This window comes from Bacillus subtilis subsp. subtilis str. 168, from assembly GCF_000009045.1.
Classification (GTDB): Bacteria; Bacillota; Bacilli; order Bacillales; family Bacillaceae; genus Bacillus; species Bacillus subtilis.
Genome location: NC_000964.3, coordinates 2,679,067 through 2,705,272, shown reverse-complemented (window position 1 = coordinate 2,705,272; position 26,206 = coordinate 2,679,067). Strand labels below are relative to the sequence as shown.

The 26,206-nt window shown below is 39.0% G+C and carries 40 protein-coding genes, 1 pseudogene and 1 other annotated feature; of the genes and pseudogenes, 36 read left to right on the top strand and 5 right to left on the bottom strand.

Translation table 11 applies throughout. The annotated features are described in order from the left end of the window. The first annotated feature begins 142 nt into the window (after nucleotides 1-142). From yrkP to yrkS, 4 genes are all read left to right on the top strand, one after another. The gene (yrkP, locus tag BSU_26430; RefSeq protein ID NP_390520.1) at nucleotides 143-838 is read left to right on the top strand and encodes a two-component response regulator [YrkQ]; all 696 of its coding nucleotides are present in this window, start codon (nucleotides 143-145) and stop codon (nucleotides 836-838) included. Further along, entirely contained in the window at nucleotides 825-2,123 is a 1,299-nt protein-coding gene (yrkQ, locus tag BSU_26420; RefSeq protein NP_390519.1) for a two-component sensor histidine kinase [YrkP], read from the top strand. Before yrkP ends, yrkQ begins: the two co-directional genes overlap by 14 nt. Nucleotides 2,124-2,168: 45 nt before the next feature. Then, nucleotides 2,169-2,585: a phosphate starvation inducible protein gene (gene psiE / locus BSU_26410; RefSeq protein ID NP_390518.2), complete on the top strand. Its 417-nt coding sequence runs from the start codon at nucleotides 2,169-2,171 to the stop codon at nucleotides 2,583-2,585. Nucleotides 2,586-3,129: 544 nt separating this feature from the next. Then, a complete protein-coding gene (gene yrkS / locus BSU_26400; RefSeq protein ID NP_390517.1) occupies nucleotides 3,130-3,294 on the top strand; it encodes a hypothetical protein in 165 nt (54 codons plus the stop codon). 108 nt (nucleotides 3,295-3,402) lie between these two features. On the opposite strand, the gene BSU_26399 is transcribed toward yrkS, so the two are convergent. The 3 genes and pseudogenes from BSU_26399 to yqaB form a co-directional block, all read right to left on the bottom strand. Then, nucleotides 3,403-3,519 carry a hypothetical protein gene (locus BSU_26399; RefSeq protein ID YP_009513982.1) on the bottom strand — a complete coding sequence of 39 codons (117 nt, stop codon included), beginning with the start codon at nucleotides 3,517-3,519 and terminating at the stop codon, nucleotides 3,403-3,405. Next, nucleotides 3,519-3,935, bottom strand: a sequence feature (Evidence 1a: Function from experimental evidences in the studied strain; PubMedId: 2163341, 7704261, 8969508; Product type f: factor). It overlaps the preceding gene by 1 nt. Continuing rightward, nucleotides 3,519-3,935 (bottom strand): annotated as a pseudogene (sigKc, locus tag BSU_26390). Its footprint overlaps the feature before it by 417 nt. Before sigKc ends, BSU_26399 begins: the two are co-directional and overlap by 1 nt. Then, nucleotides 3,917-4,435, bottom strand: a complete 519-nt coding sequence (yqaB, locus tag BSU_26380) for a putative peptidase; skin element (RefSeq protein NP_390515.1) — start codon at nucleotides 4,433-4,435, stop codon at nucleotides 3,917-3,919. The pseudogene sigKc and the gene yqaB overlap by 19 nt, the downstream one beginning before the upstream one ends. 268 nt (nucleotides 4,436-4,703) lie before the next feature. Here yqaB and yqaC point away from each other — a divergent pair, with 268 nt between their 5' ends. Both yqaC and yqaD read left to right on the top strand, forming a co-directional pair. Then, nucleotides 4,704-5,240, top strand: a complete 537-nt coding sequence (yqaC, locus tag BSU_26370; RefSeq protein NP_390514.1) for a putative kinase / phosphatase; skin element — start codon at nucleotides 4,704-4,706, stop codon at nucleotides 5,238-5,240. Between the two features lie 355 nt (nucleotides 5,241-5,595). Beyond that, the gene (gene yqaD, locus BSU_26360) at nucleotides 5,596-5,763 is read left to right on the top strand and encodes a conserved phage protein of unknown function; skin element (RefSeq protein NP_390513.1); all 168 of its coding nucleotides are present in this window, start codon (nucleotides 5,596-5,598) and stop codon (nucleotides 5,761-5,763) included. Between the two features lie 266 nt (nucleotides 5,764-6,029). On the opposite strand, the gene sknR is transcribed toward yqaD, so the two are convergent. Beyond that, on the bottom strand, nucleotides 6,030-6,380 hold the full coding sequence (gene sknR, locus BSU_26350; RefSeq protein NP_390512.1) for a skin element; transcriptional repressor of yqaF-yqaN operon (Xre family): 351 nt from the start codon (nucleotides 6,378-6,380) through the stop codon (nucleotides 6,030-6,032). A 176-nt stretch (nucleotides 6,381-6,556) separates the two neighbouring features. Between sknR and yqaF the strand changes: the two genes are divergently transcribed. The 13 genes from yqaF (at nucleotide 6,557) to yqaO (ending at nucleotide 12,628) form a co-directional block, all read left to right on the top strand. After that, nucleotides 6,557-6,787 carry a putative transcriptional regulator; skin element gene (gene yqaF / locus BSU_26340; RefSeq protein ID NP_390511.1) on the top strand — a complete coding sequence of 77 codons (231 nt, stop codon included), beginning with the start codon at nucleotides 6,557-6,559 and terminating at the stop codon, nucleotides 6,785-6,787. Nucleotides 6,788-6,816: 29 nt separating this feature from the next. Then, nucleotides 6,817-6,957: a hypothetical protein; skin element gene (yqdA, locus tag BSU_26330; protein ID NP_390510.1), complete on the top strand. Its 141-nt coding sequence runs from the start codon at nucleotides 6,817-6,819 to the stop codon at nucleotides 6,955-6,957. Between the two features lie 73 nt (nucleotides 6,958-7,030). Then, entirely contained in the window at nucleotides 7,031-7,600 is a 570-nt protein-coding gene (gene yqaG / locus BSU_26320) for a putative transcriptional regulator; skin element (RefSeq protein NP_390509.1), read from the top strand. Further along, the gene (gene sknH / locus BSU_26310) at nucleotides 7,597-7,854 is read left to right on the top strand and encodes a skin element; factor binding to DnaA (RefSeq protein NP_390508.1); all 258 of its coding nucleotides are present in this window, start codon (nucleotides 7,597-7,599) and stop codon (nucleotides 7,852-7,854) included. The genes yqaG and sknH overlap by 4 nt, the downstream gene beginning before the upstream one ends. After that, nucleotides 7,851-8,024 (top strand): hypothetical protein; skin element, encoded by a 174-nt coding sequence (locus tag BSU_26305; protein ID YP_009513981.1) that lies wholly within the window; start codon nucleotides 7,851-7,853, stop codon nucleotides 8,022-8,024. Before sknH ends, BSU_26305 begins: the two co-directional genes overlap by 4 nt. Next, complete coding sequence (yqaI, locus tag BSU_26300; RefSeq protein NP_390507.1) at nucleotides 7,984-8,178, top strand: hypothetical protein; skin element; 195 nt, start codon at nucleotides 7,984-7,986, stop codon at nucleotides 8,176-8,178. The genes BSU_26305 and yqaI overlap by 41 nt, the downstream gene beginning before the upstream one ends. A gap of 105 nt (nucleotides 8,179-8,283) precedes the next feature. Beyond that, complete coding sequence (yqaJ, locus tag BSU_26290; protein ID NP_390506.1) at nucleotides 8,284-9,243, top strand: putative nuclease; skin element; 960 nt, start codon at nucleotides 8,284-8,286, stop codon at nucleotides 9,241-9,243. A gap of 2 nt (nucleotides 9,244-9,245) precedes the next feature. After that, a complete protein-coding gene (yqaK, locus tag BSU_26280) occupies nucleotides 9,246-10,100 on the top strand; it encodes a putative DNA recombination protein; skin element (protein ID NP_390505.1) in 855 nt (284 codons plus the stop codon). A 75-nt stretch (nucleotides 10,101-10,175) separates the two neighbouring features. Then, the gene (gene yqaL / locus BSU_26270) at nucleotides 10,176-10,853 is read left to right on the top strand and encodes a putative DNA-binding protein; skin element (protein ID NP_390504.2); all 678 of its coding nucleotides are present in this window, start codon (nucleotides 10,176-10,178) and stop codon (nucleotides 10,851-10,853) included. After that, on the top strand, nucleotides 10,735-11,676 hold the full coding sequence (sknM, locus tag BSU_26260) for a putative helicase loader; skin element (RefSeq protein NP_390503.3): 942 nt from the start codon (nucleotides 10,735-10,737) through the stop codon (nucleotides 11,674-11,676). The genes yqaL and sknM overlap by 119 nt, the downstream gene beginning before the upstream one ends. Further along, nucleotides 11,667-11,816 (top strand): hypothetical protein; skin element, encoded by a 150-nt coding sequence (gene yqzO / locus BSU_26259; RefSeq protein ID YP_003097764.1) that lies wholly within the window; start codon nucleotides 11,667-11,669, stop codon nucleotides 11,814-11,816. The genes sknM and yqzO overlap by 10 nt, the downstream gene beginning before the upstream one ends. 95 nt (nucleotides 11,817-11,911) lie before the next feature. Then, complete coding sequence (gene yqaN, locus BSU_26250; protein NP_390502.1) at nucleotides 11,912-12,340, top strand: putative Holliday junction resolvase; skin element; 429 nt, start codon at nucleotides 11,912-11,914, stop codon at nucleotides 12,338-12,340. Between the two features lie 81 nt (nucleotides 12,341-12,421). Beyond that, nucleotides 12,422-12,628: a conserved phage protein of unknown function; skin element gene (gene yqaO / locus BSU_26240; RefSeq protein NP_390501.1), complete on the top strand. Its 207-nt coding sequence runs from the start codon at nucleotides 12,422-12,424 to the stop codon at nucleotides 12,626-12,628. 73 nt (nucleotides 12,629-12,701) lie between these two features. Here yqaO and yqaP read toward each other — a convergent pair whose 3' ends face one another. After that, complete coding sequence (gene yqaP, locus BSU_26230; RefSeq protein NP_390500.1) at nucleotides 12,702-13,631, bottom strand: conserved phage protein of unknown function; skin element; 930 nt, start codon at nucleotides 13,629-13,631, stop codon at nucleotides 12,702-12,704. A gap of 197 nt (nucleotides 13,632-13,828) precedes the next feature. Between yqaP and yqaQ the strand changes: the two genes are divergently transcribed. The 17 genes from yqaQ to yqbM all read left to right on the top strand — a co-directional run bounded on the left by yqaQ (nucleotide 13,829) and on the right by yqbM (nucleotide 26,131). Next, nucleotides 13,829-14,284: a putative phage DNA-binding protein; skin element gene (gene yqaQ / locus BSU_26220; RefSeq protein ID NP_390499.1), complete on the top strand. Its 456-nt coding sequence runs from the start codon at nucleotides 13,829-13,831 to the stop codon at nucleotides 14,282-14,284. Between the two features lie 143 nt (nucleotides 14,285-14,427). Beyond that, a complete protein-coding gene (yqaR, locus tag BSU_26210) occupies nucleotides 14,428-14,892 on the top strand; it encodes a hypothetical protein; skin element (protein NP_390498.1) in 465 nt (154 codons plus the stop codon). Between the two features lie 67 nt (nucleotides 14,893-14,959). After that, nucleotides 14,960-15,679 (top strand): putative phage-related terminase small subunit; skin element, encoded by a 720-nt coding sequence (gene yqaS / locus BSU_26200; RefSeq protein NP_390497.1) that lies wholly within the window; start codon nucleotides 14,960-14,962, stop codon nucleotides 15,677-15,679. Beyond that, entirely contained in the window at nucleotides 15,672-16,967 is a 1,296-nt protein-coding gene (gene yqaT / locus BSU_26190) for a putative phage-related terminase large subunit; skin element (protein NP_390496.1), read from the top strand. The genes yqaS and yqaT overlap by 8 nt, the downstream gene beginning before the upstream one ends. A gap of 3 nt (nucleotides 16,968-16,970) precedes the next feature. Next, nucleotides 16,971-18,503 (top strand): putative phage capsid protein; skin element, encoded by a 1,533-nt coding sequence (yqbA, locus tag BSU_26180; protein NP_390495.1) that lies wholly within the window; start codon nucleotides 16,971-16,973, stop codon nucleotides 18,501-18,503. Next, nucleotides 18,500-19,417 carry a putative phage head morphogenesis protein; skin element gene (gene yqbB, locus BSU_26170; RefSeq protein NP_390494.1) on the top strand — a complete coding sequence of 306 codons (918 nt, stop codon included), beginning with the start codon at nucleotides 18,500-18,502 and terminating at the stop codon, nucleotides 19,415-19,417. The genes yqbA and yqbB overlap by 4 nt, the downstream gene beginning before the upstream one ends. 40 nt (nucleotides 19,418-19,457) lie before the next feature. After that, nucleotides 19,458-20,111: a conserved phage protein of unknown function; skin element gene (gene yqbC / locus BSU_26160; RefSeq protein ID NP_390493.1), complete on the top strand. Its 654-nt coding sequence runs from the start codon at nucleotides 19,458-19,460 to the stop codon at nucleotides 20,109-20,111. A gap of 32 nt (nucleotides 20,112-20,143) precedes the next feature. Continuing rightward, nucleotides 20,144-21,112, top strand: coding sequence for a putative nucleic acid-binding protein; skin element (gene yqbD / locus BSU_26150; RefSeq protein NP_390492.2), 969 nt, complete (start codon nucleotides 20,144-20,146; stop codon nucleotides 21,110-21,112). A gap of 18 nt (nucleotides 21,113-21,130) precedes the next feature. Beyond that, the gene (yqbE, locus tag BSU_26140) at nucleotides 21,131-22,066 is read left to right on the top strand and encodes a putative phage capsid protein; skin element (protein NP_390491.2); all 936 of its coding nucleotides are present in this window, start codon (nucleotides 21,131-21,133) and stop codon (nucleotides 22,064-22,066) included. Between the two features lie 10 nt (nucleotides 22,067-22,076). Further along, on the top strand, nucleotides 22,077-22,388 hold the full coding sequence (gene yqbF, locus BSU_26130; RefSeq protein ID NP_390490.1) for a hypothetical protein; skin element: 312 nt from the start codon (nucleotides 22,077-22,079) through the stop codon (nucleotides 22,386-22,388). A 3-nt stretch (nucleotides 22,389-22,391) separates the two neighbouring features. After that, nucleotides 22,392-22,787, top strand: a complete 396-nt coding sequence (gene yqbG, locus BSU_26120) for a conserved phage protein of unknown function; skin element (protein ID NP_390489.2) — start codon at nucleotides 22,392-22,394, stop codon at nucleotides 22,785-22,787. After that, the gene (yqbH, locus tag BSU_26110) at nucleotides 22,784-23,146 is read left to right on the top strand and encodes a conserved phage protein of unknown function; skin element (protein NP_390488.1); all 363 of its coding nucleotides are present in this window, start codon (nucleotides 22,784-22,786) and stop codon (nucleotides 23,144-23,146) included. The genes yqbG and yqbH overlap by 4 nt, the downstream gene beginning before the upstream one ends. Then, complete coding sequence (gene yqbI, locus BSU_26100) at nucleotides 23,143-23,646, top strand: putative phage tail component; skin element (protein ID NP_390487.1); 504 nt, start codon at nucleotides 23,143-23,145, stop codon at nucleotides 23,644-23,646. The genes yqbH and yqbI overlap by 4 nt, the downstream gene beginning before the upstream one ends. Nucleotides 23,647-23,658: 12 nt before the next feature. Next, nucleotides 23,659-24,096, top strand: a complete 438-nt coding sequence (yqbJ, locus tag BSU_26090; protein NP_390486.2) for a conserved phage protein of unknown function; skin element — start codon at nucleotides 23,659-23,661, stop codon at nucleotides 24,094-24,096. Further along, on the top strand, nucleotides 24,093-24,284 hold the full coding sequence (gene yqzN / locus BSU_26089) for a conserved phage protein of unknown function; skin element (RefSeq protein YP_003097763.1): 192 nt from the start codon (nucleotides 24,093-24,095) through the stop codon (nucleotides 24,282-24,284). Before yqbJ ends, yqzN begins: the two co-directional genes overlap by 4 nt. Continuing rightward, nucleotides 24,285-25,685, top strand: a complete 1,401-nt coding sequence (gene yqbK / locus BSU_26075; RefSeq protein NP_390485.2) for a putative phage tail sheath protein; skin element — start codon at nucleotides 24,285-24,287, stop codon at nucleotides 25,683-25,685. A 2-nt stretch (nucleotides 25,686-25,687) separates the two neighbouring features. Beyond that, nucleotides 25,688-26,131 carry a putative tail tube protein; skin element gene (gene yqbM / locus BSU_26060; protein NP_390483.2) on the top strand — a complete coding sequence of 148 codons (444 nt, stop codon included), beginning with the start codon at nucleotides 25,688-25,690 and terminating at the stop codon, nucleotides 26,129-26,131. The last annotated feature ends 75 nt before the right edge of the window (nucleotides 26,132-26,206 follow it).

Below are 26,206 nucleotides of genomic sequence, written 5' to 3'. Positions count from 1 at the left end.
AAATGTGACAAATTTGTGGCGAGCATCAGCTTTCATAAATTGTTAAGATTTACGTAGTATCTTATAACGTACTTATTACTATGAACGATATATAGTAAGGACACACGAGAAATAACAACAAGAATCATGAGGTGAGAGAGACATGGCCTATCGAATATTAGTCGTAGAGGATGATGAGGATATTGGTGATCTTTTGGAGGAATCCCTTACACGTGCAGGTTACGAGGTGCTAAGAGCCAAGGATGGAAAGCGAGCATTGCAACTTGTGAATGACTCGCTTGATTTGGTTATTTTGGATATTATGATGCCAGGCATTTCGGGAATTGAAACATGTCAGCACATCAGGAAATCCTCTAACGTCCCGATTCTGTTTCTGACGGCCAGATCGAGTACACTCGATAAAACTGAGGGATTACTCGCCGGCGGCGATGATTATATGACTAAACCATTCTCGGAAGAGGAACTTCACGCTAGAGTGATTGCTCAATTACGCAGATATACTATCTATCAGGAAAAGAAGGAACAGGAAGAAACATTTCTTATCGGGGGCAAACTAAGAGTGAGCGAAGAATTTAATGAGGTGTGGAAAGAGGAGAAGCAAATCAAGTTGTCAGATCTGGAGTATCGTATCCTGAAACTTCTGATGAACAAACGCAACAAAATATTTTCTGCCCAAAATATATATGAGAGTGTGTGGGGACAGCCTTACTTTTACTGTTCCAACAATACGGTGATGGTGCATATACGGAAGCTGCGCTCCAAAATTGAGGATGATCCGGCACGTCCGGTTTATATAAAAACTGAATGGGGAAGAGGATATCGATTTGGCGCATCTTAAATTTACGCTAACCAAAAAACTGGCTTTGCTGATAATGGTTGCTGCGATTGTGAGTGGTGTGATCTTTCTGACGTTGCAAAAGATCACAGATGATCTGATCGAGGGATATCTGAGTTCGGAAGAGTATTATCACGAGGAGTCAGCAAGATACATTCAAAAATTCAGCAAGTACGTTTCAGAAAATGAGTTGTCTACATCAGATAGAAAAGCGTTTGGCGAGTGGGTCAAAAAAGAAAATTACATTAACCTCACCATATTCAAGGATCAGGAGCTGCAATATGATTCTATTTATTCCGAATCGGATTATGGAAAGGAAAAGCTGACTCAGTACGCTCAAAATCATTCACATCCTGTCAAGTTTAGCGATGGTGAAGGACGAGTCATTATCGACGGTTTCTACTCTTCCCGATATTATGATCTGGCCTTTGCATTGGATTTGCTCGGGGCAACCCTCATCTTTTTAATCATTGTTCTCTTCGGAATTCGCCAAAGTCTTCGCTACCTTAAAACGATTCATCAAGAGATTCATATTCTTGAAGGGGGCGAACTGGACTACGAGATGACGATAAAAGGGCATGATGAATTAGCGATGATTGCAAAGAGCATTGAGGATCTGCGGAAAGCTTTCCTGGATAAACTTAAAGCTATCGAGGAATTGCAAGCTGAGAGCCGCAGCCTGGTTACCGAAATGTCGCACGATATGCGCACACCGCTGACGTCGCTGATCATGAATCTGGAGTTTGCCAAAAAAGAGGGAGGCGAAGCGGGTGCCAGCAAAGATCGGTATGTAGCCAATGCTTATGGTAAAGCACTGCAATTAAAAAGCTTGTCTGACAATCTGTTTGCGTATTTCCTGCTGAACAAGGAATATGAGGCCGATCTGGAGACCGTTGCAGTGAAAGAAGTGATCTACGATCTAATATCAGATCAGATTGCTATCCTTCATCAGGAGCATTTTCGGGTCCATATTTCAGGCGAGCTGCCGGAAACCTATATTAACGTGAATTTGGAGGAGCTTGGTCGTGTATTTGATAATGTGATGTCAAACTTATTGAAATACGCAGATCCGGAAGAAAAAATCAGTATCACGTTTGTATCGGATCAAGAGATATTTGAGATCCATGTTAGCAATACGATTAAACTTGCAGATATAACACCGGAAAGCAACGGACTCGGTGAAAGAAGCATTGCGCGAATGATGTCCCGCATGCAGGGACAGTTTCACAGTATACAAAAGAATTCTAAGTACTACATTGTGCTACGATTTTGGAACACCAAGATGTAGGCTGAGAATAAAAACCACGAATATATTGAAATAGGAGACAACATGATGAGATTTTCTAACAAATTCAAAAAGGTGCCTTACCTGTTACAAGCGCTTCTCAACGTCTGTCTGTTCTTTCTGGCGTTAGCCTTAAGCGCACTTCTGATCAGCGAGACTTGGTACATTGTGCTATTCGTATACAAGTCACTGTTCAACAAAGTGGACAGCTATTATGAGATGCTTGGAGAACTGCTTATATTCTTCATGTACTTTGAGTTCATTGCTTTGATTATCAAATACTTCAAATCAGACTTTCATTTTCCGCTTCGCTACTTCATTTATATTGGCATCACAGCTGTCATTCGTTTGATTATCATCGATCATGATCAGGCGATCTCAACGTTCTGGTGGGCGATGGCCATTCTTGCAATGATTTGTGGATTCTTTATTGCCAATAGACGAAATTCTGTTGTTGAACATTAATAAATTAGTTCGCATTATGCCGAAACGCCGCCGAAATGTCCTAATTGTGAAAGGGAACTGGTACAGATTTTTATAACTCTATCTGTTTAATGTCAGCTCAGAAATCTGTAGTGGATCAAATTGAATCGTGGTTGTAAGTGGATATCCGAATGTATTTATTGGCTACTTTAACAGACATGTCCCGATGAAATAGCATTAACTGTTTGGAGATGAAAATCGCTTCTTTATTTCACAAGGAAGAGGTTAAAATTCTTAATAAATAAGATGAAAAAGTTAGGTTGGACGTTTATTGGGTTTTTGTAACCATTTTTTACCATAATTGATATAAACGTATAGAAATGATAACAAATGAATATATAGTGTGTAATGAAAATAAGCTTTCATAACCAATGAGCTAGATTTACTATATTGAGGGCCTAGTGATATAGAAAACAGATCGATGGTACAAACCATCGGTTTTTTTATTTGTTTTCATACTCATTGAAAATCACCTCATTAGGACAAACAGGTATTACGCAGCATTACCCAAGGGGTGATGTATTTTATGAAGGTAATAATCATCGAGGGACTGCAAACTGACAAATGCATGAACGATTGCTATCATTATTTAATAAAACTTTATAGGCAGGAGATCCAGGGTGATAGCAATATATCGTGGAACAAGCGATCAAGGGATCGAGCATCGACAGCCAGATCGAGGCCTGTATAAAGAAAGCAGGGACTAAAGATGTACTGAAGTATACCGATCTAAGGATTTTCTCAGGAGAGCTTTTAGAACGTCCGGCTTTGAATGCCTGCGGGAGGATTATAAGTCAAGTTATTTGTTACGATCCTGCCTGTCTTTCTCGGAGAGCTTATCAGCGATGAAAAAAATGATTTTCATAACTCTTTCAAATAGAGAAAGCCGGAGTATGAGATCCGGCTTCTTCTGCATTATTTCCCCTTCGCCTTCTTCCGCTTTTCCTTCTCTGCCCGATAAAACTCATGAAACATCTTCATCAGCGCCCGCTTTTCAATCCGCGATACATAGCTGCGTGAGATACCGAGTTCTTTGGCAATCTCTCGCTGCGTTTTTTCCTTCTTCAAATCAAGTCCAAACCGCCCGACAATCACTTCCTTCTCACGGTCATCTAAAATGTCAATGTATTGTTTCACTTTTTCAAGCTCCATATTGAGCTGGATCGTATCTATCACGTCTTCGTTTTCTGATTTCAAAACGTCAATCAGGCTTATTTCATTCCCTTCCTTATCCTGCCCGATCGGATCGTGAAGGGAGACGTCTTTTTTTGTTTTTTTCAATGCGCGCAAATGCATGAGGATTTCATTATTCATTACAAAAAGGGGGGGCATAAATTTCCCGTAACAGTTTGACTAAATAAATGTTGAGTCAGTTTCCTGTAATAAATGCTTAAACGTTTCTTAGCGAATGAAGGGGATACCTTAAATAACCAAGCTACATTTTCAATTGCATGTGATTGTATGTACGGAAGGTTGATATTACGCAACATGCAAGTTGGAATGCAAAAGTGATATGTAAAATAATTGGACTGCCAATCCAAATAATCAGTCCAAGTTGCAGGCATTGTTTTTTTATCGCCTTCATGTCTATATATATGGCAAAATTCATGAGCAAAATCATACCATTGTTCAGTTCGGCTTTTACGGCTGTCCAAGCATATATTATAAATTCCGCTGTGTTTAAGTGCGAAGCTTGTAACAGGTTTAAACGAAAGCCTGATATCTAAAGCCTCGGCAATCCGTTCAAAATTAATTTGTTCTGGTTCTGTAATATCAATCTTCTTGTATAAGTTTTCAATCCAATCCTCTAAATGACTGTTTGTATACCTCAAGATGAAAAACCTCCTTAAAGACGACAATCTAAAAATTGGATTCGTTTAAATATTATATGGAAATCAAGACTTTTTTCATAGGAAAATGCGTCTAAGGAGATGGAATATGAATCCGTTTAATCATGACTGTTTTCGTAAGTATTATGATTTTAACACGCATCTGGATTTCCCTCGAAAAGTAAAGGTCTTTTAGGGATTTATGTCAAAATAATAGTAAGTACGTTATGCAACAAACAGGGAGTTTGGTTGCTTAATAAGGAGGGGAAGTATGAAAAAAAATATTCACATATTGGGAGCCTCTGGTGTCGGAACTTCAACATTGGGTGCTGCATTATCAAAGCGTTTGCCTCATACGCATCTTGATACTGATAATTACTATTGGTTAGACAAATTCACTAAAAAAAGAGAAATTCCTGAAAGAAGAAAGTTGCTTGAAAAAGACTTAACAATCAATGAAAAATGGATTCTTTCTGGTGCAGTGTGTGGCTGGGGCGATAATCTAAAAAGTTATTTTGACCTTGTCGTCTTCTTATGGATTCCACAAGATATACGGCTTGAGAGACTAAGGCACAGGGAATTTCAGCGTTATGGAAACGAAGTGTTAGCCGGTGGCAGTAAATATGAACAATCAAAAACATTTTTAGAGTGGGCTTCTTTATATGATAATGCTGGAATGGAAGTTAGAAGTAGAGCTTTGCATGAACATTGGATGGCAGATTTATCTTGTCCAGTGTTAAAGATTGAAGACGACTGCTCAGTCAATGAAAGAGTTGACCGTGTCTTGGATTATCTGAGTTCTAATTAAACTAACGGATAGCAATAGCTGCATCAGAAAATAAATCCAAAAATCAAAGACAGTTCCAGTATGGCATTTAATGAGCTGTTTTTTTAATACCGCTATCAATTTGCCTACTATTTTTGGTAGCATCCCCACAACAGAGAAGAGATTGTTCTTCATAAGGAAGTTTTTGGATCAGTTGCAGGAAATGGAACCTCAACGATTAGATACATCCTAAAACCTGTCCAGCTAGTGCTTATGTTGGTTACCATTGAGTGAAAAGCACTTGCCGATCCTTTTTTGTTGGTGTAATCATTAGTGAATTATTACAATTGCAAATGATAGGGGCAAGGGAATAAATGGACTTCAAAGGAGTTTAATCATGAAAAATAATGATAAGAAGAAAGAGGTTCAAAGAAAATACAGAGAAGAGATTAAAAAAAAGAAACAAAAGAATGAAGATAATAAAAATTTTATTAAAGAAACAATTATTGTTGTTACGATAATTGTATTGTTTATTTTTTTCACATACACTTTGCAAGGTTTTTAACAAGAAGCCCTCTTTTCCCATTTCGATACTCTGCAATTTCCCTCACAATAAACGCTCAATTTTTTTACATGAGAATATAAAAGAAACATAAATGAAAATATAAATGAGAAAAACAACAAAAACCCTTGTCACGTAAGGGTTTGTAAAGGATTCAAAATCACTTTTTAAATGAGGGTATGAATGAAATATAAATGAGAATCTAAATCTTATTAGTAAACAGAATTAAACATAATAAACAGAAATAAATAATAATAAACTAACTGCGTTTATTTATCTGATTTCCGTCTTTCTTTTAATTGCTCCGTTATAATCTCCAAAGCAGCCTGTAAGATCTCATCTGTTACCTCACCGTCTTTTGCTGCAAGGAATGTTTCAGGATCGTTTAACACTTTTTTTGCTTCATCCTGAAATACTTTTTCATTGCTTTCTCCTTTAAGAAGATAATCCAAAGAAACATCAAGTATGTTTGAAATATTAATTAAGGTTTTATAGTCAGGCTCACGACTACCTAGTTCATAGGCGGTGTAGGCAGGCCGAGTAATTCCAAGTTTATCAGCCATATTTTGTTGGGTTAGTTTCTTTTGTTTTCTGCACTTTTTCAAGTTCTCGGAGAACATATTAATCACCTGACTTTTGTTTTTATTCTATATCTCATTGTAACGTAACAAAGGGTTACATATAAGTTTTGGTAACAAAACGATACTTTTTTTATGAAAATGTGTTGACAATGTAACGAATCGATACTATTATCTAAGTAACGAAACGTTACATTTTCTGATTAAGGGGGTGAAAAATGATGAGAAAATGGCTTAAGAAAAACCGCTTAGAAAAAGGGTTTACTCAAGAAGAAGTTGCCAAAGCTGCACAGATTGGTAGAGCATACTACACCATGATAGAAAATGGTACTAGGAAGCCTAGTGTTATTGTCTCAAAAAAAATAGGAGAGAAATTAGGCTTTGACTGGACTATTTTTTTTGAGGATGTATGTAACGAAACGAAACATAATTCTAAGGATTCAGCATGATTAGAATTCACAAAGGAGGCCTTTTAATTATGAAAGTCATCTTGAAAAAAGGACCACTGTTTGAACAGGCAGAGGCCAAAGCCTACAAATACCTCAGTGGCATACTTGTTCAGCGTATGAATGAACACCAAGAGAAGCTTGCGCAAAAAAATAAAAAGGAATCAGCCTAAGTCATTTATAAACAGCATGGTCTTTCAACTTCAATTTTAAAACTAAAAACCTAATATAACAGGAGGCAAACATATGGAGAACAACCCATACAATATGCGTAATTTACCGCAGATTATGCGTAGTGCCCGTAAGGCTGCAGGTCTTTCACAATACCAAATCGGCAAGTTAATCGGAGGTAAGGATCAAAGGTATGTTTCAGATGTTGAAAATGGACTTGCCAAGCTTACTCCAGAGTTATGTATTAAATGGTTTGAGAAGTGCGCTGCCTATGAACATATTGATCTTGTACATTACTTATTCAAACTTCATCCTACAGCCGCTGCTCCTATTGATCCGGCACTCAATGAATGTGCAAGTAATGCGGTGATTAATATGGTTCACCAATTGGAGGAAGCACTGCAAGCAACCAAACATTTAGCCCGTTGGCTCACGGATAACCGACCAGGTAAAACAGAGGAGCTGCCGATGGCCGATATTAAGCAGATTTTTGATTTGATTGCGGCTAACAAAACATTGATTTATTCACTTGTTCGTACTCACGGGTTGAAAATGCAGGAACTTGCAGATAGATGGACGCGGAAAGCTCTAGTTGATCAAGTTGCTATGGCAAAACAAGAAGGAAGGCAGGCGGTTTCAGTATGAATACTAATCATTTCTTGAAGGCAGATGTTCCTATCGCAAAAAGAAAAATCGAATCAGCAGAAGAGCTATCAATCATGCTGTCAGAGGCATTACGTGATGGTGATTATGAAGAAGCGATTAGTCTTGCTGGAAGCATCAAGGTTCTTACTGAGGATATTAGCCGGCTTGCAAACAAAGGACGCCTTTATGAAACGGCATTGAAAATGCAACAGCAAGGTATCAACTTAACTGTAGTGAGCAGGTGTATAGGATGATGGTTCATTTTGTTCATAAACCGGCAACTGCTCTGGAAGTTCGTAAATGGTGTGTGATGATTCGTAACAATAGTGAATTCCATCTGTTATGGGATAGACGTGCAGACAAATTCAGAGAGGAGAATAAGAATGGTCGAAAATCCAATGGTCATAAACAACTGGCACGATAAGCTGACTGAAACGGATGTACAAATAGATTTTTACGGTGATGAAGTAACACCAGTTGATGATTATGTAATTGATGGCGGCGAAATCATTCTCAGAGAGAACTTGGAAAGGTATCTAAGGGAGCAACTTGGTTTTGAATTTAAAAACGCGCAATAAAAAAGCCCACTCGGCAAAGTGGACTTCTTTAAAGGCTATCTAAAAAAACTCATGTGCAAATATTTTATCAGATAGCCTCAATAAAAACAATGGGGGTTAGGTGGAATGACAAGCAAACGGGCTGAGGTTCTTGCTAAGAATTCTGAAATGAGCCGTGATGAATGGCTTATTGAAAGAAGAAAAGGAATTGGCGGCTCAGATGCATCCATTATCTTGGGGCTGAACAAGTGGAAGACACCTTTTGAATTATGGTTAGACAAAACAGGACAGGTCCCTGTTAGTGAATCGCAAAGTGAAGCTGCTTACTTTGGATCATTGCTAGAAGATATTGTTGCAAAAGAATTTGAGATACGTAGTGGCAAGAAGGTTAGACGTAAAAAAGCAATACTCAGACATCCAGAATATAATTTCATTTTGGCTAATGTTGATCGAATGATCGTTGGTGAAAAAGCGATCCTTGAATGTAAAACAACATCAGCCTACAACTTAAAAGAATGGGAGGACGAAGAAATCCCCGAGAGCTATATCGTTCAGGTCCAGCATTATCTGGGTGTGCTTGGACCTGAATATCGGAAAGCTTATTTTGCTGTGCTGATTGGCGGGAACAAATTTGTCTGGAAAGAGATTGAGCGAGACGACGAGTTAATTGACATGATCTTTAAAGCAGAGATTGAGTTCTGGAATGACAAGGTCTTAGGTGGACAAGCTCCTGCTTTAGATGGTTCAAGTGCTGCGGAGGAATACCTCAAAAAACGATATGCCGAAACGGAAAATAACAAAGCTATTGATTTAACTGCGGCTAATCGAGAACGTATTCAACAATACTTGCTTATTAAAGAACAGATCTCAGAGCTTCAAAGCCAGGCAAAAGAATTAGAGAACCAAATCAAACATGAAATGAAGGATGCAGAGTATGGGTTTATCGGTAACTATCAAGCTTGCTGGAAGCCTGTTGTCTCAAATCGAATTGACACGAAAAAGCTCAAAGACCAGTTTCCGGATGTATACGAGAAAGTTAAAAAGGAAACTCATTTCAGACGTTTTGGAATCAAGGAGGTTAGCTGATTATGGCTACTAATCAATCAATTAAAAACAACATCCAAAAGAAACAAAAAAACGTACCTGTGCAACAACAAGGAGCAACAATGAAAGGGCTACTTTCCTCACCATCTGTTATTAAACGATTTGAGGAAGTGTTAGGGAAGAGGGCTACACAGTTTACTGCTTCTATCTTAAGCCTTTATAACAGCGAGCAGATGCTACAGAAAACAGATCCTATGAGCGTCATATCCTCAGCAATGGTGGCAGCTACACTCGATTTACCTATAGATAAAAACTTAGGGTATGCCTGGATTGTTCCTTACGGAGGTAAGGCTCAATTTCAGCTTGGATACAAAGGATATATCCAGCTAGCCTTACGAACAGGCCAATATAAATCCATCAATTGCATACCGATTCATGAAGGCGAATTGCAGAAGTGGAATCCGTTGACTGAGGAGATCGAGATTGATTTTGAAAAACGAGAATCAGACGCGGTAATTGGTTATGCAGCTTATTTTGAGTTGATAAATGGCTTCCGAAAAACAGTGTACTGGACAAAGGCACAAGTAGAGAAGCACAAAAAGAAATTCAGTAAGTCTGATTTTGGATGGAAAAATGACTGGGATGCGATGGCTCTTAAGACTGTATTAAAAGCAGTTTTGAGCAAGTGGGGGATTCTCTCTGTTGAAATGCAAAAAGCAGTTATTGAGGAAGATGAAACAAGGGAACGGATTGACATTACCAATGAGGCAGACAGTTCAGAAATTATCGATTCCGAGCCTTCAAACAAAGATGAAACGGAAAAACCAAGCGCCCAAGAAACCGATCCTTTTGACGGCAAGCCTGTAGATATAAAAGACGATGAACTTCCGTTTGATTGAGCCGGCATCTCTGACATAACTGCACTCTGTGAAAGGAAGTAGGTGATTGACTTGGACATAAAAGCAATGGGGTATGTGGTCATACCCCGACTACCATTCAAAGAGTTTAGGGATGAAAAAATTTATGATCACTTGTTCAAAAGAGCTGAATACAGGCCAAATCAAGAGCTAGAACTTGGGCAGACCATTATCAAAGTTGTGGAACTAGCAAAAGATTTTAACTGGTCAGCTGCACAGATCAAATACTCACTAGACCGAATGGAGAAACAGGGATATATCAAATTGCACCGTCTTCCACAAAAAAGAGGGCTCATCGTCACCATACTTCATTATGCAGACTACATACAACTAGGAAATTACATGAAGAACAAAGCTTTGGAACCAGCTCAGATTGAACATCAGGAGGTCGATGACAAAATGAAAAATGCCTTTGAGCTATATGAAAACAAAGTTGCTCGGTCAGTCGGCCCGATGGAGGCACAGCGGATCGGCTACATGGTCGACGATTATGGTGAGGAAAAAGTGATGGAGGCTATCAAGACAGCGTTTCAATTAAAGGGGAAAGCTGCAAGTTTGTCATATGTTCAAGCCATCTTATCAAATCCATTCACTCAAAAGAGAAAGGAGAAACAATATGGCTATAAACAAAGCAGTCAGTATAGACACCGCATTTCAAACGATCATGCAGGAACTTCGGGAAAGGTCAGCCCGCTTTTTGGGAACAAAACAGGCCGTATCAGAAGAAAAGGCTGAATTTGATTGTCCTTATTGTAAGGATCGTGGAATTGTCGTTTATCGAGTCCATAAGGACACTTCTTGGCATTTAGATGAACAGTTAGACCTTATGGTTCCGGACGATATGGTGTCGGAAGATGATTTTCTGTTAGGTAAGGTTTGTACGCCGGATAAAGCTAGCGAATGGAAAGATACTTATTCAAAACAGTGTGAATGTGTAAGACGAAAGAAAATTGCCAGACTCATGGCAGCTAGTGGCATTACAGAAGAGTTTGAAAAGCTTCTCTTTGGTAACTTCATAACGGACGGTAAGCCAGACATGATCAAGGACGCTTATGAGTGTGCAGTGGAATACTATAAAGATTTTCAAAAGATCAAAGGAGAAAGGCAAAACAGTATCGCATTACTTGGACAGCCAGGTAGCGGTAAAACTCATTTGCTCACGGCGATTATGAATAATCTGATCAAGAAAAAATCAGTACACTGCATGTATTTCCCTTATGTAGAGGGCATGGGTGATTTGAAAGCTAACTTTGATAACTTAGAAGCAAAACTCGATGCCATGAGAAAGGTCGAAGTTCTATTCATTGATGATTTATTTAAACCAATAAACGGTCAACCAAGGGCAACAGACTGGCAGGTTGAACAAATCCAGTCAGTCTTGAACTACCGGTATTTAAATCACAAACCTTTGCTGATTTCTTCGGAGTTAACAATCGATGAGATTTTGGATATAGACGAGGCTCTTGGTTCACGAATTCACCAGATGTGCCGTGATTACATAGTGATTATTAGAGGCGATCGAATGCAATTAAATCATAGGTTAGGTGATTGGGAATGAAAAAGAAAACGAATATAAAAGCAACTGGTGGACTTTATATATTTGGCCCTTCAAATCGAAATGAAGGTAAAGATCTTACACCAACAATCCGTTTACTTGAGGAAAAAATAAAGCAAATGGAGCGGATGCTGAGTGCTTAAAGCAGTCGTGTCTCTGCTGATAATTTTACTTTCTGCACCGAGAATAGAAAAAGAAATTAAGTTATGGGAACAGCTTGACGGGAGGTAAAGAACAGTTGGATTGCATTAAGTTCACTGTTTATGGTGAGCCAGTCGCACAAGGAAGGCCGCGTGGATCAATACGAAATGGGAAGGTGCATATGCGTGATCCAGCGAAATCAAAGTATTTCAAACAGTATGTGGCATTGGTTGCGTCTCAGCATCGACCAGAAACAATTATTACTGGTCCTGTCTCAATGGATGTCAAAGTGTACAGACCAATGCCTAAGTCAGTTTCAAACTCAAAAAAGAAGAAAGAGAAAGCTGAAAAGGGCCTTCTGCGGCCGACTACAAAGCCCGACGTTGATAATTATGTAAAGGGCGTGAAAGATGCTTTGAATCATCTGATATACAAAGATGATAGTCAGGTTGTGGATTTGAAAGTCAGTAAGTTTTATAGCGAAGAGCCAAGGGTGGAAGTCATGATAAGAGAGGTTTCTGCCTAAAAATAAAAAACACCGAAGCGCTTAGCCTCAGTGTTCTTGATATGAACTGGTACTTCTATCATAACATAGGGGGCGCTTTGAGTGTACAATCCAAGAGAAATAAACATCAAAAAAGACTTCACTATTCAGCAGAAAATTGACCCAGGAAAAGTTCAGATCATTGTTTTAGATGGGAATCAGGGAACTGCACATGTTTTAGATGCTCCGGAGCACGGCAAAACAGTGATTCAAACTGTAAAGGGCAGCTTTGCAAGGGTTGATCATGAGATAGGGTTTAAGGTGAAATGAGAAGAAGATATAATACTTTATAAAAAGGTAAACAAGAAGGAGGATATCTCCTCCTTCGGCTTGGATGTGCAGGTTATTCCTGTTCAGGTAAATTGTCAGCTAATGTTTCTAATAATTGTTGAGGCTCTTCTAAATTCTTTTGGGGTTCAGGAAAGGCTTCAACTGTTTCAGAAGGTGCATCTAAAGATGGGTGGAATTGGGTACCTTCATGGAGTAATTCTGCAAAGATTTTAACCGATTGTTTTATATGTCCTATTGATTCTGTTGAATAATTTGCTCCTTCAGTAACATTTTTTATTTCGGCATCTGTTATTGTGTCAATACCCTTTTCAATTCCATCTAGCAAAGCTTTGGAAGTTTCGACTTGTAGCTTTAATTGCTCATTTTGAAGAGCTAGCTTTTCGATGTTTGCCTTAGTAATGAGTAATTCTTGAGATCGCTTTGAAATGTTTATAGCTGCATCTATAAGTTGTCCAACAAATATTACTGCAGCTGAACTGTTTACTAAGATGTCAATCCACATTGAACCTGTGTCAAAACCCTGTAATTTATAATGTCCATTAATTTCCTCAAGGGTAATACCATTCTGAAATGCATTATTTAATTTTTTGATGAATTTTTCTAGTTCTTCTAATGAGTTGTATTGAGGGAGTTTTACGCTAATTACGTTCTCATTTTGATCAGAAACTGACTGATCAATTAAAATTCCAAAACCACGTAATTTTTCTTTTACAATTTTTATATGATTAGTAATTTGATTAGCGATGTGATTATCCACTTCAATCTTATCTTCAGGTACACGTGAATAATATATACTTCCTAGATCTTTAAATCTCTCAATATCATCATCTAAAAAACCAAGTTTAGACAACTCGTTAATTGCATCTAAAGACTTTTGTAAATTAAGAACAGTCTTTCTGTTGCTGTGCGGTACGTGCGAAACACTAACTCCAATTTGTTTATTATAATTGTCGAGTAAATTTTTTATTTCTCTAACTCTCATATAACAACCTCCACTACTTTATAATAAAATTTTACCATATTTAAGGAGGGAGTTGAATTTTTTTCCTTAGGTAATGTGAATTCATTAAAGCATAAAATATCCAGTTAGTCCAAGACGGAAAGCCTGCGGACACTGAACTTACAGTATTACGCTGTATGTTTGGTGTCCGTTTTTATTTTGAAAAGGAGGATACTTTCATGAATCGAAAAGAAATTGAAAATCTAATCAATAGCTATCACTGGATGGTGAAAGAGGTTCGTCGATTGCAAAGGGTACTCTATGGTTCAGTAATTCCCATGAAGAATTGGGGTGTTGCTCAATATGGATTAGAAGCTACTATGCCAAAAGGAAGTCCTGGGAAGAGTCAGGCTGAGCTAAGGCAAATGGATATGAGAGAGGAACGTCTTTTCAAACGTCTTAAGTATTATGAAGAGCGAGTATATGCAGTTGAATTAGGGGCTGAAAAGATCCATGGTGAGCAGCATAAAGTCATTTATGATTGCATGATGGAGGGTATGAGCTACCGCGCAATAAGTCTTCACCTTGGCATTTCAAGGGAAACTGTACGCAAAATGAAAGATGAGTTCATCAGCCAATTATGCCAAGATTGCCACTTTGAGCGTTTGTTGAATCTGAAAAAATCTGTAGTGTAAAATGGGAGGCAGGTCGGCGCGGCGAATTATTCCTGCGTCACCACTAAATTTAGGTTTTATACAACAGTTTCGTTCGACAAATTTTGCGAATAGTACCTGTATCGCTCTCTTTTGCCGATAATTAGTAAAAGGAGGGGATGAAATTGATTCAAATAGATTTTGGTACAGTCATTACTAGTGCTATAACAGCAGTTTTTTTTACAGGTGGAACTAATTATGTTTTACAAAAGAAGAATAGAAAAGGAAATGAAATTTTCACAAAAGGCTATATACTAATTGATGAGATTTATAATATTAACAATAAAAGAATTGAAACCGCTGCTGCCTTTGTACCGTTCTATAATCACCCAGAAGGATACTTAGAAAAATTACATACTGATTATTTTAAAGAGCTATCGGCATTTGAACTGATTGTTAAGAAATTTTCAATACTCTTTGATAAAGAACTGAATATCAAGTTACAGGAATATATAAATTATTTAAGAGAAGTTGAAGTGGCATTAAGAGGTTTTATGAACGATGATCCAATAATTGAGGTGAACTTCAATCAAGAATATATTGAGCGGTTGATTGATGAAATAACTAATTTAATAAAAAAACATATTTAAGCTTCTTTTGAGGAGCTTTTTTATTTTCAAAACAACTCAATCTAAAAGGAGGCGGCAGTGAATGTAGATGGTTGATAAGCACATACAGGCGTATAAGGATTACGCCAAAGGTATGAAATACAAGGACCTTGCCGAGAAATATGGGGTATCTGTGAACACCATTAAATCGTGGAAACAACGCCATGGTTGGCAAAGAAAAAAGGGTGCACCCTTAAAAAAAGGTGTGCACACAAAAAAAGTAGGTGCACCACTCGGTAACAAGAATGCGTTAGGTAATAATGGCGGCGCACCTAAGGGAAATCAAAACGCTGTGACTCATGGATTCTTCTCTAAGTTCCTGCCAGAAGAAACGCTATCCATCATGGAAGGGATTCAAGAACGTTCGCCTGTCGATATGATATGGGATCAGATACAGATCCAATATGCCGCAATAATAAGGGCGCAAAAGATCATGTTCGTTTCTGATAAGCAGGAAATGATTAAAGAACTGAAAAAGAAAAAGTCTGTGCTATCTGAGACAAACGAAGTCGAAGAGGAAGAATTCGAATTTCAATTTTCTTGGGATCGTCATGCAACGTTCTTGAACGCTCAATCTCGTGCAATGGCAGAGCTCAGGAATTTAATTAAACAGTTTGATGAATTAGCCCATTCGGAAGACGAACGACGCCTTAAATTGGAGCATATGCGCTTAAATATCAACAAGAAAAAAATAGAGATCGAAGAACTTACAGAAGAAGATAAACCTTTTGAGATCACCATTGTAAACAAAGGTGATGACAGTGATTAAACAGGTAAATCCACATTTTAAAGAATTTCTCTTTGACTGGAATCAAAAGTTTCAGTTTCTTGTGGGTGGTTATGGATCATCCAAAAGCTATCATGTGGCGCTCAAGATTGTTCTGAAATTGCTCAGAGAAAAGCGTACTGCACTTGTTATCAGAGAAGTGTACGACACACATAGGGACTCAACATTTTCACTTTTTGATGAACTTGTAAGTGATCTAAAATTAGATCATATCGTTAGATGTGTATCTTCTCCGATGCAGATTCGATTTTCAAATGGCAGCAGAATCATCTTTAAAGGGATGGATAAGCCAGCCAAACTGAAATCAATCAATAATATTTCCCTCATTTGGATTGAGGAATGCTCTGAAGTAAAATATGAGGGGTTCAAGGAGCTTCTTGGACGTCTTCGTCACCCGACATTGCCGCTTCACATGATACTTTCAACAAATCCAGTTGGAGAGGACAATTGGACTTTTAAGCATTTCTTCAAGGATGATAGGGAGAAGCGCTTTGTACTGGATGATAAGGAACTTTATGAAAAGCGGATAATCGTTAGCAACGACACCTATTATCATCACTCAACGGCAGATGATAATCTTTTCCTGCCAGAAAGCTATGTCCAGCAACTTGAAGAATTGAAGGAATACGATCCAGACCTTTACCGAATTGCGCGGAAAGGTCATTTTGGCGTGAATGGAATTCGGGTTCTGCCGCAGTTTGAAGAGCGACCGCATGAAGAGGTTATGACTGCAATCTCTAATATTAACCGCCCGCTTAAACGGGTTGGCATGGACTTTGGTTTTGTGGAATCGTATAACGCCGTCGTTAGGGTTGCTGTGGATCATGAAAAGAAATATCTCTATATCTACTGGGAGTATTACAAAAATGGATTAACGGATGATAAGACAGCCGAAGAACTTAAGGAATTTGCAGAGACTAAGGAATTAATCAAGGCGGATTCAGCAGAGCCAAAGACAATCCGTTATTTTCAGCAACACGGTTTCAATATGGTGGGTGCCCGTAAATATCAAGGATCACGCCTTCAGTATACAAAGAAAATCAAGCGGTTCAGGAAGATCATTTGCTCTGATCGTTGCGAGAACACGATTTATGAGCTTAAGCCGCTTGCTTATGCTACCGATAAGCTGGGGAACATCATAGAAGACGAGTTCACCATAGACCCGCATACACTGTCAGCTATCTGGTACGCTCTCGATGATTATGAGGTAACCGATTTGAAAGAAGAATCAAAAGGAAGACCGCAAAGATCAAGACCAGGAAGGAGGTAAAGCATGTCAAAAAAATCTGTTAAAGCACGAGTGATCAAAGCCTCTCCACCTACTGAATCAACGAAACAAATTTATGAAGATGAATTTGCTGACAGCTATGACAGCAATATTTTGCCTCCTCCGTATAACCTAAAGGAATTAAAAATGATTGCTGAGTATTCAACAATCTTACAGCAATGTGTTGATGCCTACAGGACAAATATTGTGGGCTTTGGATTTGATTTCGAGTATTCTTTTGATGTGAATTCGCCAGATGTGACAAATGAAGAAAAAACAGAAGCTGAAAGTGAATGGACAAAGCTTGAAGAGTTCGTTAAATATCTTCACTTTGATGAGTCAGCTGAGACTTTACTCGGATTTGTTATTGAAGATAGAGAAAAGACGGGCAATGGCTTTATTGAGGTCATTCGAAACGGTGAAAATAAGCCAGCCGGCATTGAATACATGGACGTTCAAAATGTACGAGTTTGCAAACTGTCTGAACCAATCGAAGTTGATTTTACGTACTTCGAACAAGGACAAATGAAATCAATCAAAAGAGAGAAACGATTCCGAAAGTATGTTCAGATGATTGACGGCCGTATGGTTTATTTTAAAGAATATGGTGATCCTCGCACTTTAAATTTAGAGACAGGTCAATATGATGAACAGACCCCATTGGAGAAACGAGCAAATGAAGTGGTCCATTTCAAAATAGGAAGCGGTATTTATGGGAAACCGCGATGGATTGGCCATATTGTTAATTTGTATGGTGCTCGTAAAGCTGAAGAGCTGAACTTTATGTACTTCAAACAAGGAAGACATATTCCCGCTGCCATCACAATAGAAAATGGAATGTTGTCTGAGGACTCATACACACAATTGCAGGATTACATGAATGGGCTTGAAGGAGTGGAGAACGCTCATAAGTTTCTATTACTTGAAGCAGAAGGGATAGCGAAGGGGAAAAACATTCATGGTGATGAAGAGATTGCACCAGTGAAAGTTGATATTAAGTCACTTGCTGAAATCCTTCAAGAAGATGCTTTGTTTCTTGAATATGACCAAAAGAACCGAGATAAAATTAGATCGGCTTTTCGTTTGCCCCCACTTTATACAGGTGAAGCTCAAGATTACAACAGAGCGACAGCTGACACAGCAAGAAAGATTACTGAGGAACAAGTATTTCAGCCTGAACGAAAATTAATCACAGGTAAACTGAATGCTTTATTTCTAAATGATCTTGAAATTCATAAAGTCCGACTCCAACTAAAAGGGCCAGACTTTAGAGATCCTTTAGAAATTGCTAAGGTTCTAACACCGTTTATAACAGCAGGTGCAGTTTCTCCGAATGATTTACGCGATTTGGCTGGACGGGTACTTGGTAAGACGCTTGAAGAATGGCCAGAAGAAGAATACAACAGGCCGCTTGGTAAAACTAACGAGTCGTCCGTTTCCGATCCTTTGGCTGCACTGTTTAAATCTAAGAACGGTACTCCTAATATGATCGGGTTATTAAAAGATATGCGGGATGTTCTGGAGGATTTGAAGAGATGAACAAAACGGATAAGCTATTGGAGAGTTTAAATGTCTTTATTCAAAAAGCCGAGGAAAATCAGTATAAGCAATTGGGGGAGATGGTACCTGACTTTCCTGGCAAATCTAATATCCCCAAATATGTGGAGGAATATGAAAAAGGCATTGCCAGATTGCTCAGACGCCAGCATAAGAAGTTTTTAGATGGTCTCAAAGGTTTTGTAAGCAAAGACTCAGAAGAGACGTTAAAAGCCCTTCTAGTGTTTTTTACTCAGAACCTATTCGCGGAGGATGACTTCGAGGAAGAATTTCAGGAACTGACTGAGGGATTCCTGCAACAGACTATTGAAGAAATGGCTGAAGTAATCATGGATTCAATAGATCCAGAGGTGCCTTTTAAAGTCTTATCCAATCGTACGATTAATTGGATTAAGGATTGGTCAAAGAAGCTGGCTGAGATCATGAAGTTAAACACACATGAAGTGGTGGAGGACGTGCTAACTAATGCTATCGAGAACGGTTCATCAATCCAGGACATTGAGTTGACTCTCAAAGACATGCCACAATTTGATAGGGAGCGGGCGCGTACCACAGCCATCACAGAAGTGCTTGCCGCTTCCTCTGCCGCGCAGCATGAATCATATGCACAATCGCCGGCAGTAAAGAAAAAGAAATGGCGGCACAGCGGAGGGAAGAAGAACAATCCTCGTGAAAATCACATTGATCTTGACGGTACAGTCATTGGAGTAGATGAAGAATTTCAGATACCGGGCAGTAGCGAAACCTGCATGTTTCCGAGGGATCCTAAACTATCAACAAGGGAGCGGGTTAACTGCCATTGTGTTCTATCGCCTGTGGTAGATAGTAAGATTTTAGGCTTATCACCCGAAGAAAAAGAAGAGATTCAAAGAGAAGTCTTAGCAAACATGGAATAAAATAGTATAATGTCCTCATTACATATTAGGTGGGGAAAATATGAATTGGATGGAGTTTATCTCTTCAATAGTCAAATCAATCATTTGGCCGGTAGCAATAATTATCTTGGTTTTTAAATTAAAACAACCGGTTTCAAATTTGATCAGTACCTTGGCGAAAATTAAATATAAGGATTGGGAATTTGAATTCACTATTGACCAAAAATTAGATAAGATTAGTTTCCAATTGAATAAAGAGAATCAATATGGAACTGATGATCAAAATCTAAAAGATTCATTAAATTTAGAAAGTAATTCTGAAATCACTGAGGAAACACATTCCCATTATAATGAGAAGACAAGCATTAAAGGGGATAATGACTTACTACTAAAAATGGAAATGATTCGTTTATATGGAGCAGTGAAAAATCTTTATGAAAAAGTATCAGAAAAAGATGATGCGGCAGATAAATCTCAAGGTATAGGCATGTTATACATGGTTGATTATTTGAAACGCCATAAAATTCTTAATGATTCATTTGCGGAAAGCTTACTTGATATAATGAATATAGTTCATGACTTAGAGAAAAGTCATATTTCACAAAGCTACATTATGAATAAATTTTTCTGGAATGTAGATAAGAGTGTAAAAAGGTTAATGGAGATAACAAGCAATTATGTTGCTGAGAATACAGCTGGTGAGACTTCTAATTAGAAGTCTTTTCTTATTTTAAGGAGGTGAATAACATGCCAAGAGAATTGGTGAACGCAAAAATCACACATGTTTCTTATGTGGATAAGGCTGCTAATCAAAAGCAGTTCTTTATTGTGAAATCAGAAAAACAACCTGATTTTCAAAAGGAAGTCAGAATCCTTGCGAAAGAGGCAGACGAGCAAAAACTTGTTTACGGTATCGTGTATGAACCTGATACAGTGGACGCCCACGGAGATTTCATGACAGCTGCAGAAATCGAAAAGGCCGCTCATGGATTCCTGAAAGATGCTCGTCAAATCGACAAGCAACATGACTTTCAGGGTGGTGTTGGTGAGGTGGTTGAGTCCTATGTCGCACCGGCAGACTTTGAAATGAATGGGGAAACCATTAAAAAGGGATCATGGGTCCTTGTCACAAAGGCTTCTGAGGAAGTATGGGAGCAAATCAAAAAAGGCGAAATTACCGGTTATTCAATGGCAGGAACTGCTGAGACGATTGAAAAACAAGAAAAGCCCGTTTCTCAAGAGAAAACAGATGAGAAAGGGCTATTTAATTTGCTCAAAAACTTTTTTGTTGGAAAACAACAGCAATCATATGAAGAGCCAGTTGCAAAGGCGGGCAGAAAATTTTCCGCTTCAAACCTGCAAGAAATTAAGAATGCTCATGCTGCCCTTGGTAATTTACTGAGTCAGGTAGAAACAAAAGAGGGGGAAGAAGAAATGACTTCGGAGGAAGTAACTAAATCCATTCAAGAAGCATTAGAGCCAATTAAGAAGCGGCTCGAGACATTAGAAAAAGAGGAAGAGCTTAATAAGAAAGATAAAGAAAAAGAAGAAGAGACTGAAAAAGAGGGCGAGAAGTTGAAAAAGGCAATTTCAGAAGCTGTTCAACCGCTCGCTGATCGTATTGAAGCAATCGAAAAAAGTCGCGGAACATCTAAGCAAACTGAAGAATCGGGTTCCGAACAAGTTCAAAAATCAATCTGGTCAGGGTTGTTTTAATGGATAAGGAGGATACGAATGAGAAATCAAGAGGTTATTAATAAAGCAGAAATGACGCTTTCTACTTTAGAGAGCGGCGGGATTATGAATCCTACTCAGGCTTCAACTTTTATTCGAATGGTACAAGATACGCCAACCATTTTAAGAGATGCGCGAGTTATTCAAATGGACCATGACACACAGAAAATCGAGAAGATCGGTTTTGGTCAGCGTATTTTAAGGGCAGCCCAAGAGGGAGTTGCGCTAACTAAAGATCAAAAGTCAGTTCCATCAACTAGCACAGTTAACTTAAGCACAAAAGAAGTAATTGCTGAAGTTAACATTACCTATGACACACTTGAAAACAACATCGAAAAAGATGGCCTTCAGAATACAATCATGCAAATGATAGCTGAGCGTGCTGCGGTTGATATTGAAGAGTTGCTTGTAAATGGGGATACATCTTCCTCCGACTCATATCTTGCACAATTAGATGGCATCAGAAAACAAGCTACATCTCATATTGTCGATGCTGCAGGTGAGGAACTGACACGTCAAACATTTAAACGAGGATACAAAGCTGTACCTCCTAAATATTTGCGAATTCCGCAGGAGTTCCGTTTCTATACATCGCCTGGTATTGAGGTCGAATGGAAAGATCGTGTAGCTGATCGTCAAACAAATTTAGGGGATGCAGCTGTTCAAGGTGGCCTTTCATCTGCTTTTGGTGTTCCAATCAAAGGTATTGCAAATTTACAGCCTTATACGATTGGAGAGGGAGATACTGCAGCCGATGTTTCTGATATCATCCTAACTCATCCGAAGAATATTATTCTCGGATTCTCTCGTAACATTCGGATTGAAGTAGATAAGGACATCCGTCGCCGTATGTTTATCATTGTTTTGACAGCGAAATTGGATAGTGTTTTTGAAGAAGAGGACGCCGTAGCCAAGATCGTGAAAGTGAAGGAGTAGGTGGTCTGGTGTGTTTACTGCAAAGCTTATTAAAGGCAAAACATACAATGTGATGGGAATAACCTTTCGAGCAGGTGTCAGTCAAACAGTACCGAAAAAGCTCTATGAGTATTTAAATGAAAATCCATATTTTATACTAACCCAAGAGCTTAATAATCAAAAGGATGATCCGATAAATTATACTGAATCGGAATTGAAAGGTATGAATAAAGCAGAGCATGAATCCATTATTTCTAATCTTGGTCGCAATCCGTCTGACTTCAAAAACGCAGATGAAAGAATTGCCTACATCCTTAAGCAAATAGATAACAAAGGGGAGTGACCTATGCTGTTAATCACTCCCGATGAATTAAAGAGTTATTCAGTTTTTGAGTCTGTAAAGACCAGACCTGACGAGTTGTTAAAACAGGATATCCTTGAGGCAACTGCCGATATCATTCTTAAAGTTGGACATGATTTTTCAGATGCAGAGTATATCCCTTTGCCTGAAACGGTTCGACTGGCTCTATTAAAGTTGTCTCAGTTTTATGCTCTTATAAATGGCGACGAGTCAATTATTAAAGGATATACAACTGAAAAAATTGGTGACTATTCTTATACTCTAGGGGATGGCAGTTCTCTTCAAAAACCTGATGTGTATGCATTAATAAAAGATTATGTGAAACCGGCTGACCCTGATTTAGAAGGGATTGAAGCGAAAGTGCGGATGAGATCAATATGAGTTATCAATCCTTATTGACTCACAGATGTGACATTTACCATCTGCAGGAGAAAAAAGAAAATAGAAAGCAAAAATTCGGGGTGCCGGTTGAAGATGTTCAACCGGTTTTTTCGTACCCTGATGAGCCGGACATAGAAAATCAGCCGTGTTATTTTACAGAGAAGAGTCAGTCCATTATCCAACAGGAGTCAAATGTATCTATTTATCAATCTTTCCTTGTGCATTTCCCTGCTACTGCTGATATTCGAGTAAATGACAGGGCGGTTTGGGATGGTACTGCTTATAAATTACAGAAGCCCCGCAAAATCAGGAATCATCATTGGGAAGTGACGGCAGTACGGGAGGTTGAATACTTATGAAAATTCGGGGTCTCGATCAGTTCATACAATCATTAGACCGGGCTTCTCGTGGGGGACTGAAGAGGAAATATGAGCAGTGGCTTGAATCAATGGGTTTTGAGTTCTTAGATATCATCCAAGATGAGATCATTAGGACGAAGACCGTGGACACTCGCCGCTTGCTCAATTCCTTTCAGAAAGGTGACCAGGATAATATCTTTTCAATGACAGAAGGCAGCTTAAAGTTGGATGTTGGAACAAATCTGGATTACGCCTCATACGTCAATGACGGGCACTTTACTATCGATCCGTCTAAAAATCAGGATAGACGATGGGTTCCAGGTCGGTGGAAAGGCGACCGTTTCGAATATGACCCTGCTGAAAAAAATTCCGGCATGCTGCTGAAGTTCCGATGGGTAGACGGTTCGGGGTTTTGGGATAACGCCATGGCCATTTTTCAGTTGATGTTTGAGAGAAGCCTTGAGCGGAAGCTGCAGCAATGGATTTATGAAGAATTTTAAGGCGGTGCTGCCATGAATCAAGAAGTAGGTTCAATTATGGGCTATCTATACAAACTGTATCCTGTTCAAGTGTATGAAGAAGAAATACCGCAGGACTTTGCTGTTCCGTCTCTTTACTTTCCACCGGCTTCCACGGTCGATGGGGTGGACACAGTATCCACGTTTCAGAAAGCATATGTTTTAAACGTAAAACTCTTTCACGAAAACGTACAGAAGGCTCATAACGAAGCGGAACGAATTGCGGATACACTTAGAAGCAGAAGAGGCATAATTCCGCTTATACAAGAATCTGGCGAGGATACTGGGGATTTTATTCGCCTATCTCGAATAGAAACGCGGGTATCAGACGATTATGCGACCATTGTCTTAAACTGGACGAGCCGCTATTGGTATGAGCGGGAAGATCAGCGTTCAATAGATGGTTTTAAATTTAAAAGTGGGGTGAAATGATGGCCACTAAAAAAGAGAAAGCAGAAAATGCTTTTTATATTAAGGATTTGCGAGAGCACAGTCGAGAGCTCTTTGGGGTAAAACCCGAGGTGTTTGACGGTGCTCTTTTTCATGTTCATAAAATGAGTATTACAAAATCGGAAGCGAAGAAGTTGATTTCTCAGTTTCTTCAAAAGGAGGTCAAATAGATGAACGGCGGAACTTTCACACCTGGCAAGGAAAAAGAGCGTGCCGGTATTTACTTTAACTTCAAAACGACCGCGGAGAACCGTGTTTCTGCCGGAGAACGTGGAACAGTGGCGCTGCCGATAGCGTCCAGCTGGGGTGAGGTTAAGAAATTCATTTCTATCTCTTCAATCGAGGACTTGAATAAAAAAGTGGGGTTGAACATTGATGATCCTTCGCTGTTGCTTTTACGTGAGGCGATGAAGAAGGCGAATACAGTCTTGCTTTATCGCCTAACGGAAGGTCTTCGTGCTTCAGCAGACATTAGCGAAGGTGTAAAGGCTACTGCTCTTTATGGCGGCACTAAAGGTAATGACATCATTATTAGTATTACGGAGAACGTTATTGACTCTTCGAAAGTTGATGTCACTACCTACCTTGATCAATCTGAAGTGGATAAACAAACAGTGTCTAAAGCTGAAGAACTTAAACCGAATAAATATGTCACGTTTACGGGGAAAGGAGATTTAACAGTTACTATTCCGTTAACCGGTACGGCCCCTGAAGATGTTAGCGGTGCTCTCCCTGCAACTTCCGGAATCCGCTTGTCAGGCGGAACAGACAAAACACCGACAAATGCCGATTATACAGCTTTCTTGGAAGCGGCTGAAACGGAATACTTTGACACAATCGCTTTACCTGTAGAGGATAACGAGCAATTAAAAGCAACGTTTGTTGCGTTTATCAAACGGCTGAGAGACAACCAAGGGCAAAAGGTTCAAGGTGTTCTTTCAAATTACAAGGGAGACCATGAGGGTATTATCAATGTAACAGGTGGTGTCCTACTTGAGGATGGAACGGAGATCACTCCTGAAAAAGCTACAGCTTGGGTTGCCGGTGCAAGTGCGGGGGCTACATTTAATCAATCACTTACATTTGTAGAATACGAGGGAGCTGTAGATGTCCTTAACCGAATTGACAACGACGAAATCGTTGAACGATTGTCAAATGGGGAATTCTTGTTTACTTATGATTCTCGTGATAAATCAGTATCGGTTGAAAAGGACATTAATTCACTCACAAGCCTAACAGCAGAGAAAAATAAGATGTTCCAGAAAAACAAAATTGTCCGTGTACTTGATGCAATCAATAATGACCTGACATCACAATTGAAAGCATTGATCAAGTCTCGAAAAGCGAGCGGCAGTGATGTTCCCGCTACAAATGACGGACTGCAGTTTGTAAAAACGCTAATTACTCAATACTTGAGTGTTCTTCAAGATAACGAGGGCATTACTGATTTTGATTCAGAGAATGACATTACAATTGCTCTGAATAATGATCGTGACGGCTTCCTGATTGATCTTGCAGTTCAACCGGTGGATGCAGCTGAAAAATTCTACTTTAATGTTGAGGTGAAATAGGAATGGCATTAAAAGCGCAAAACACCATTTCAGGTAAAGAGGGCAGGTTGTTTCTTGATGGAGAAGAAATGGCCCATATCAAAACGTTTGAAGCCAATGTAGAGAAAAACAAATCCGAGGTCAATATCATGGGTCGTCGGATGACGGGGCACAAAACGACCGGAGCAAATGGAACGGGAACAGCCACTTTTTATAAAGTGACTTCTCAATTTGTTCTTATTATGATGGACTATGTGAAAAAGGGAAGTGATCCTTATTTCACCTTACAAGCTGTTCTAGATGACGCCTCTTCAGGTCGTGGGACTGAACGAGTCACCTTGTACGATGTGAACTTTGATTCTGCGAAAATCGCTGGGCTTGATGTTGATTCTGAAGCATTGGAAGAAGAAGTGCCGTTTACCTTTGAGGATTTTGATGTGCCTGAACAGTTAAAATCCACATTCTAATCACTTTCACGAAAAATCGCCGACTTTAACGAAGATATTTACGAAAAAATGTGGTAAGATTACTTTAGAAGTAAT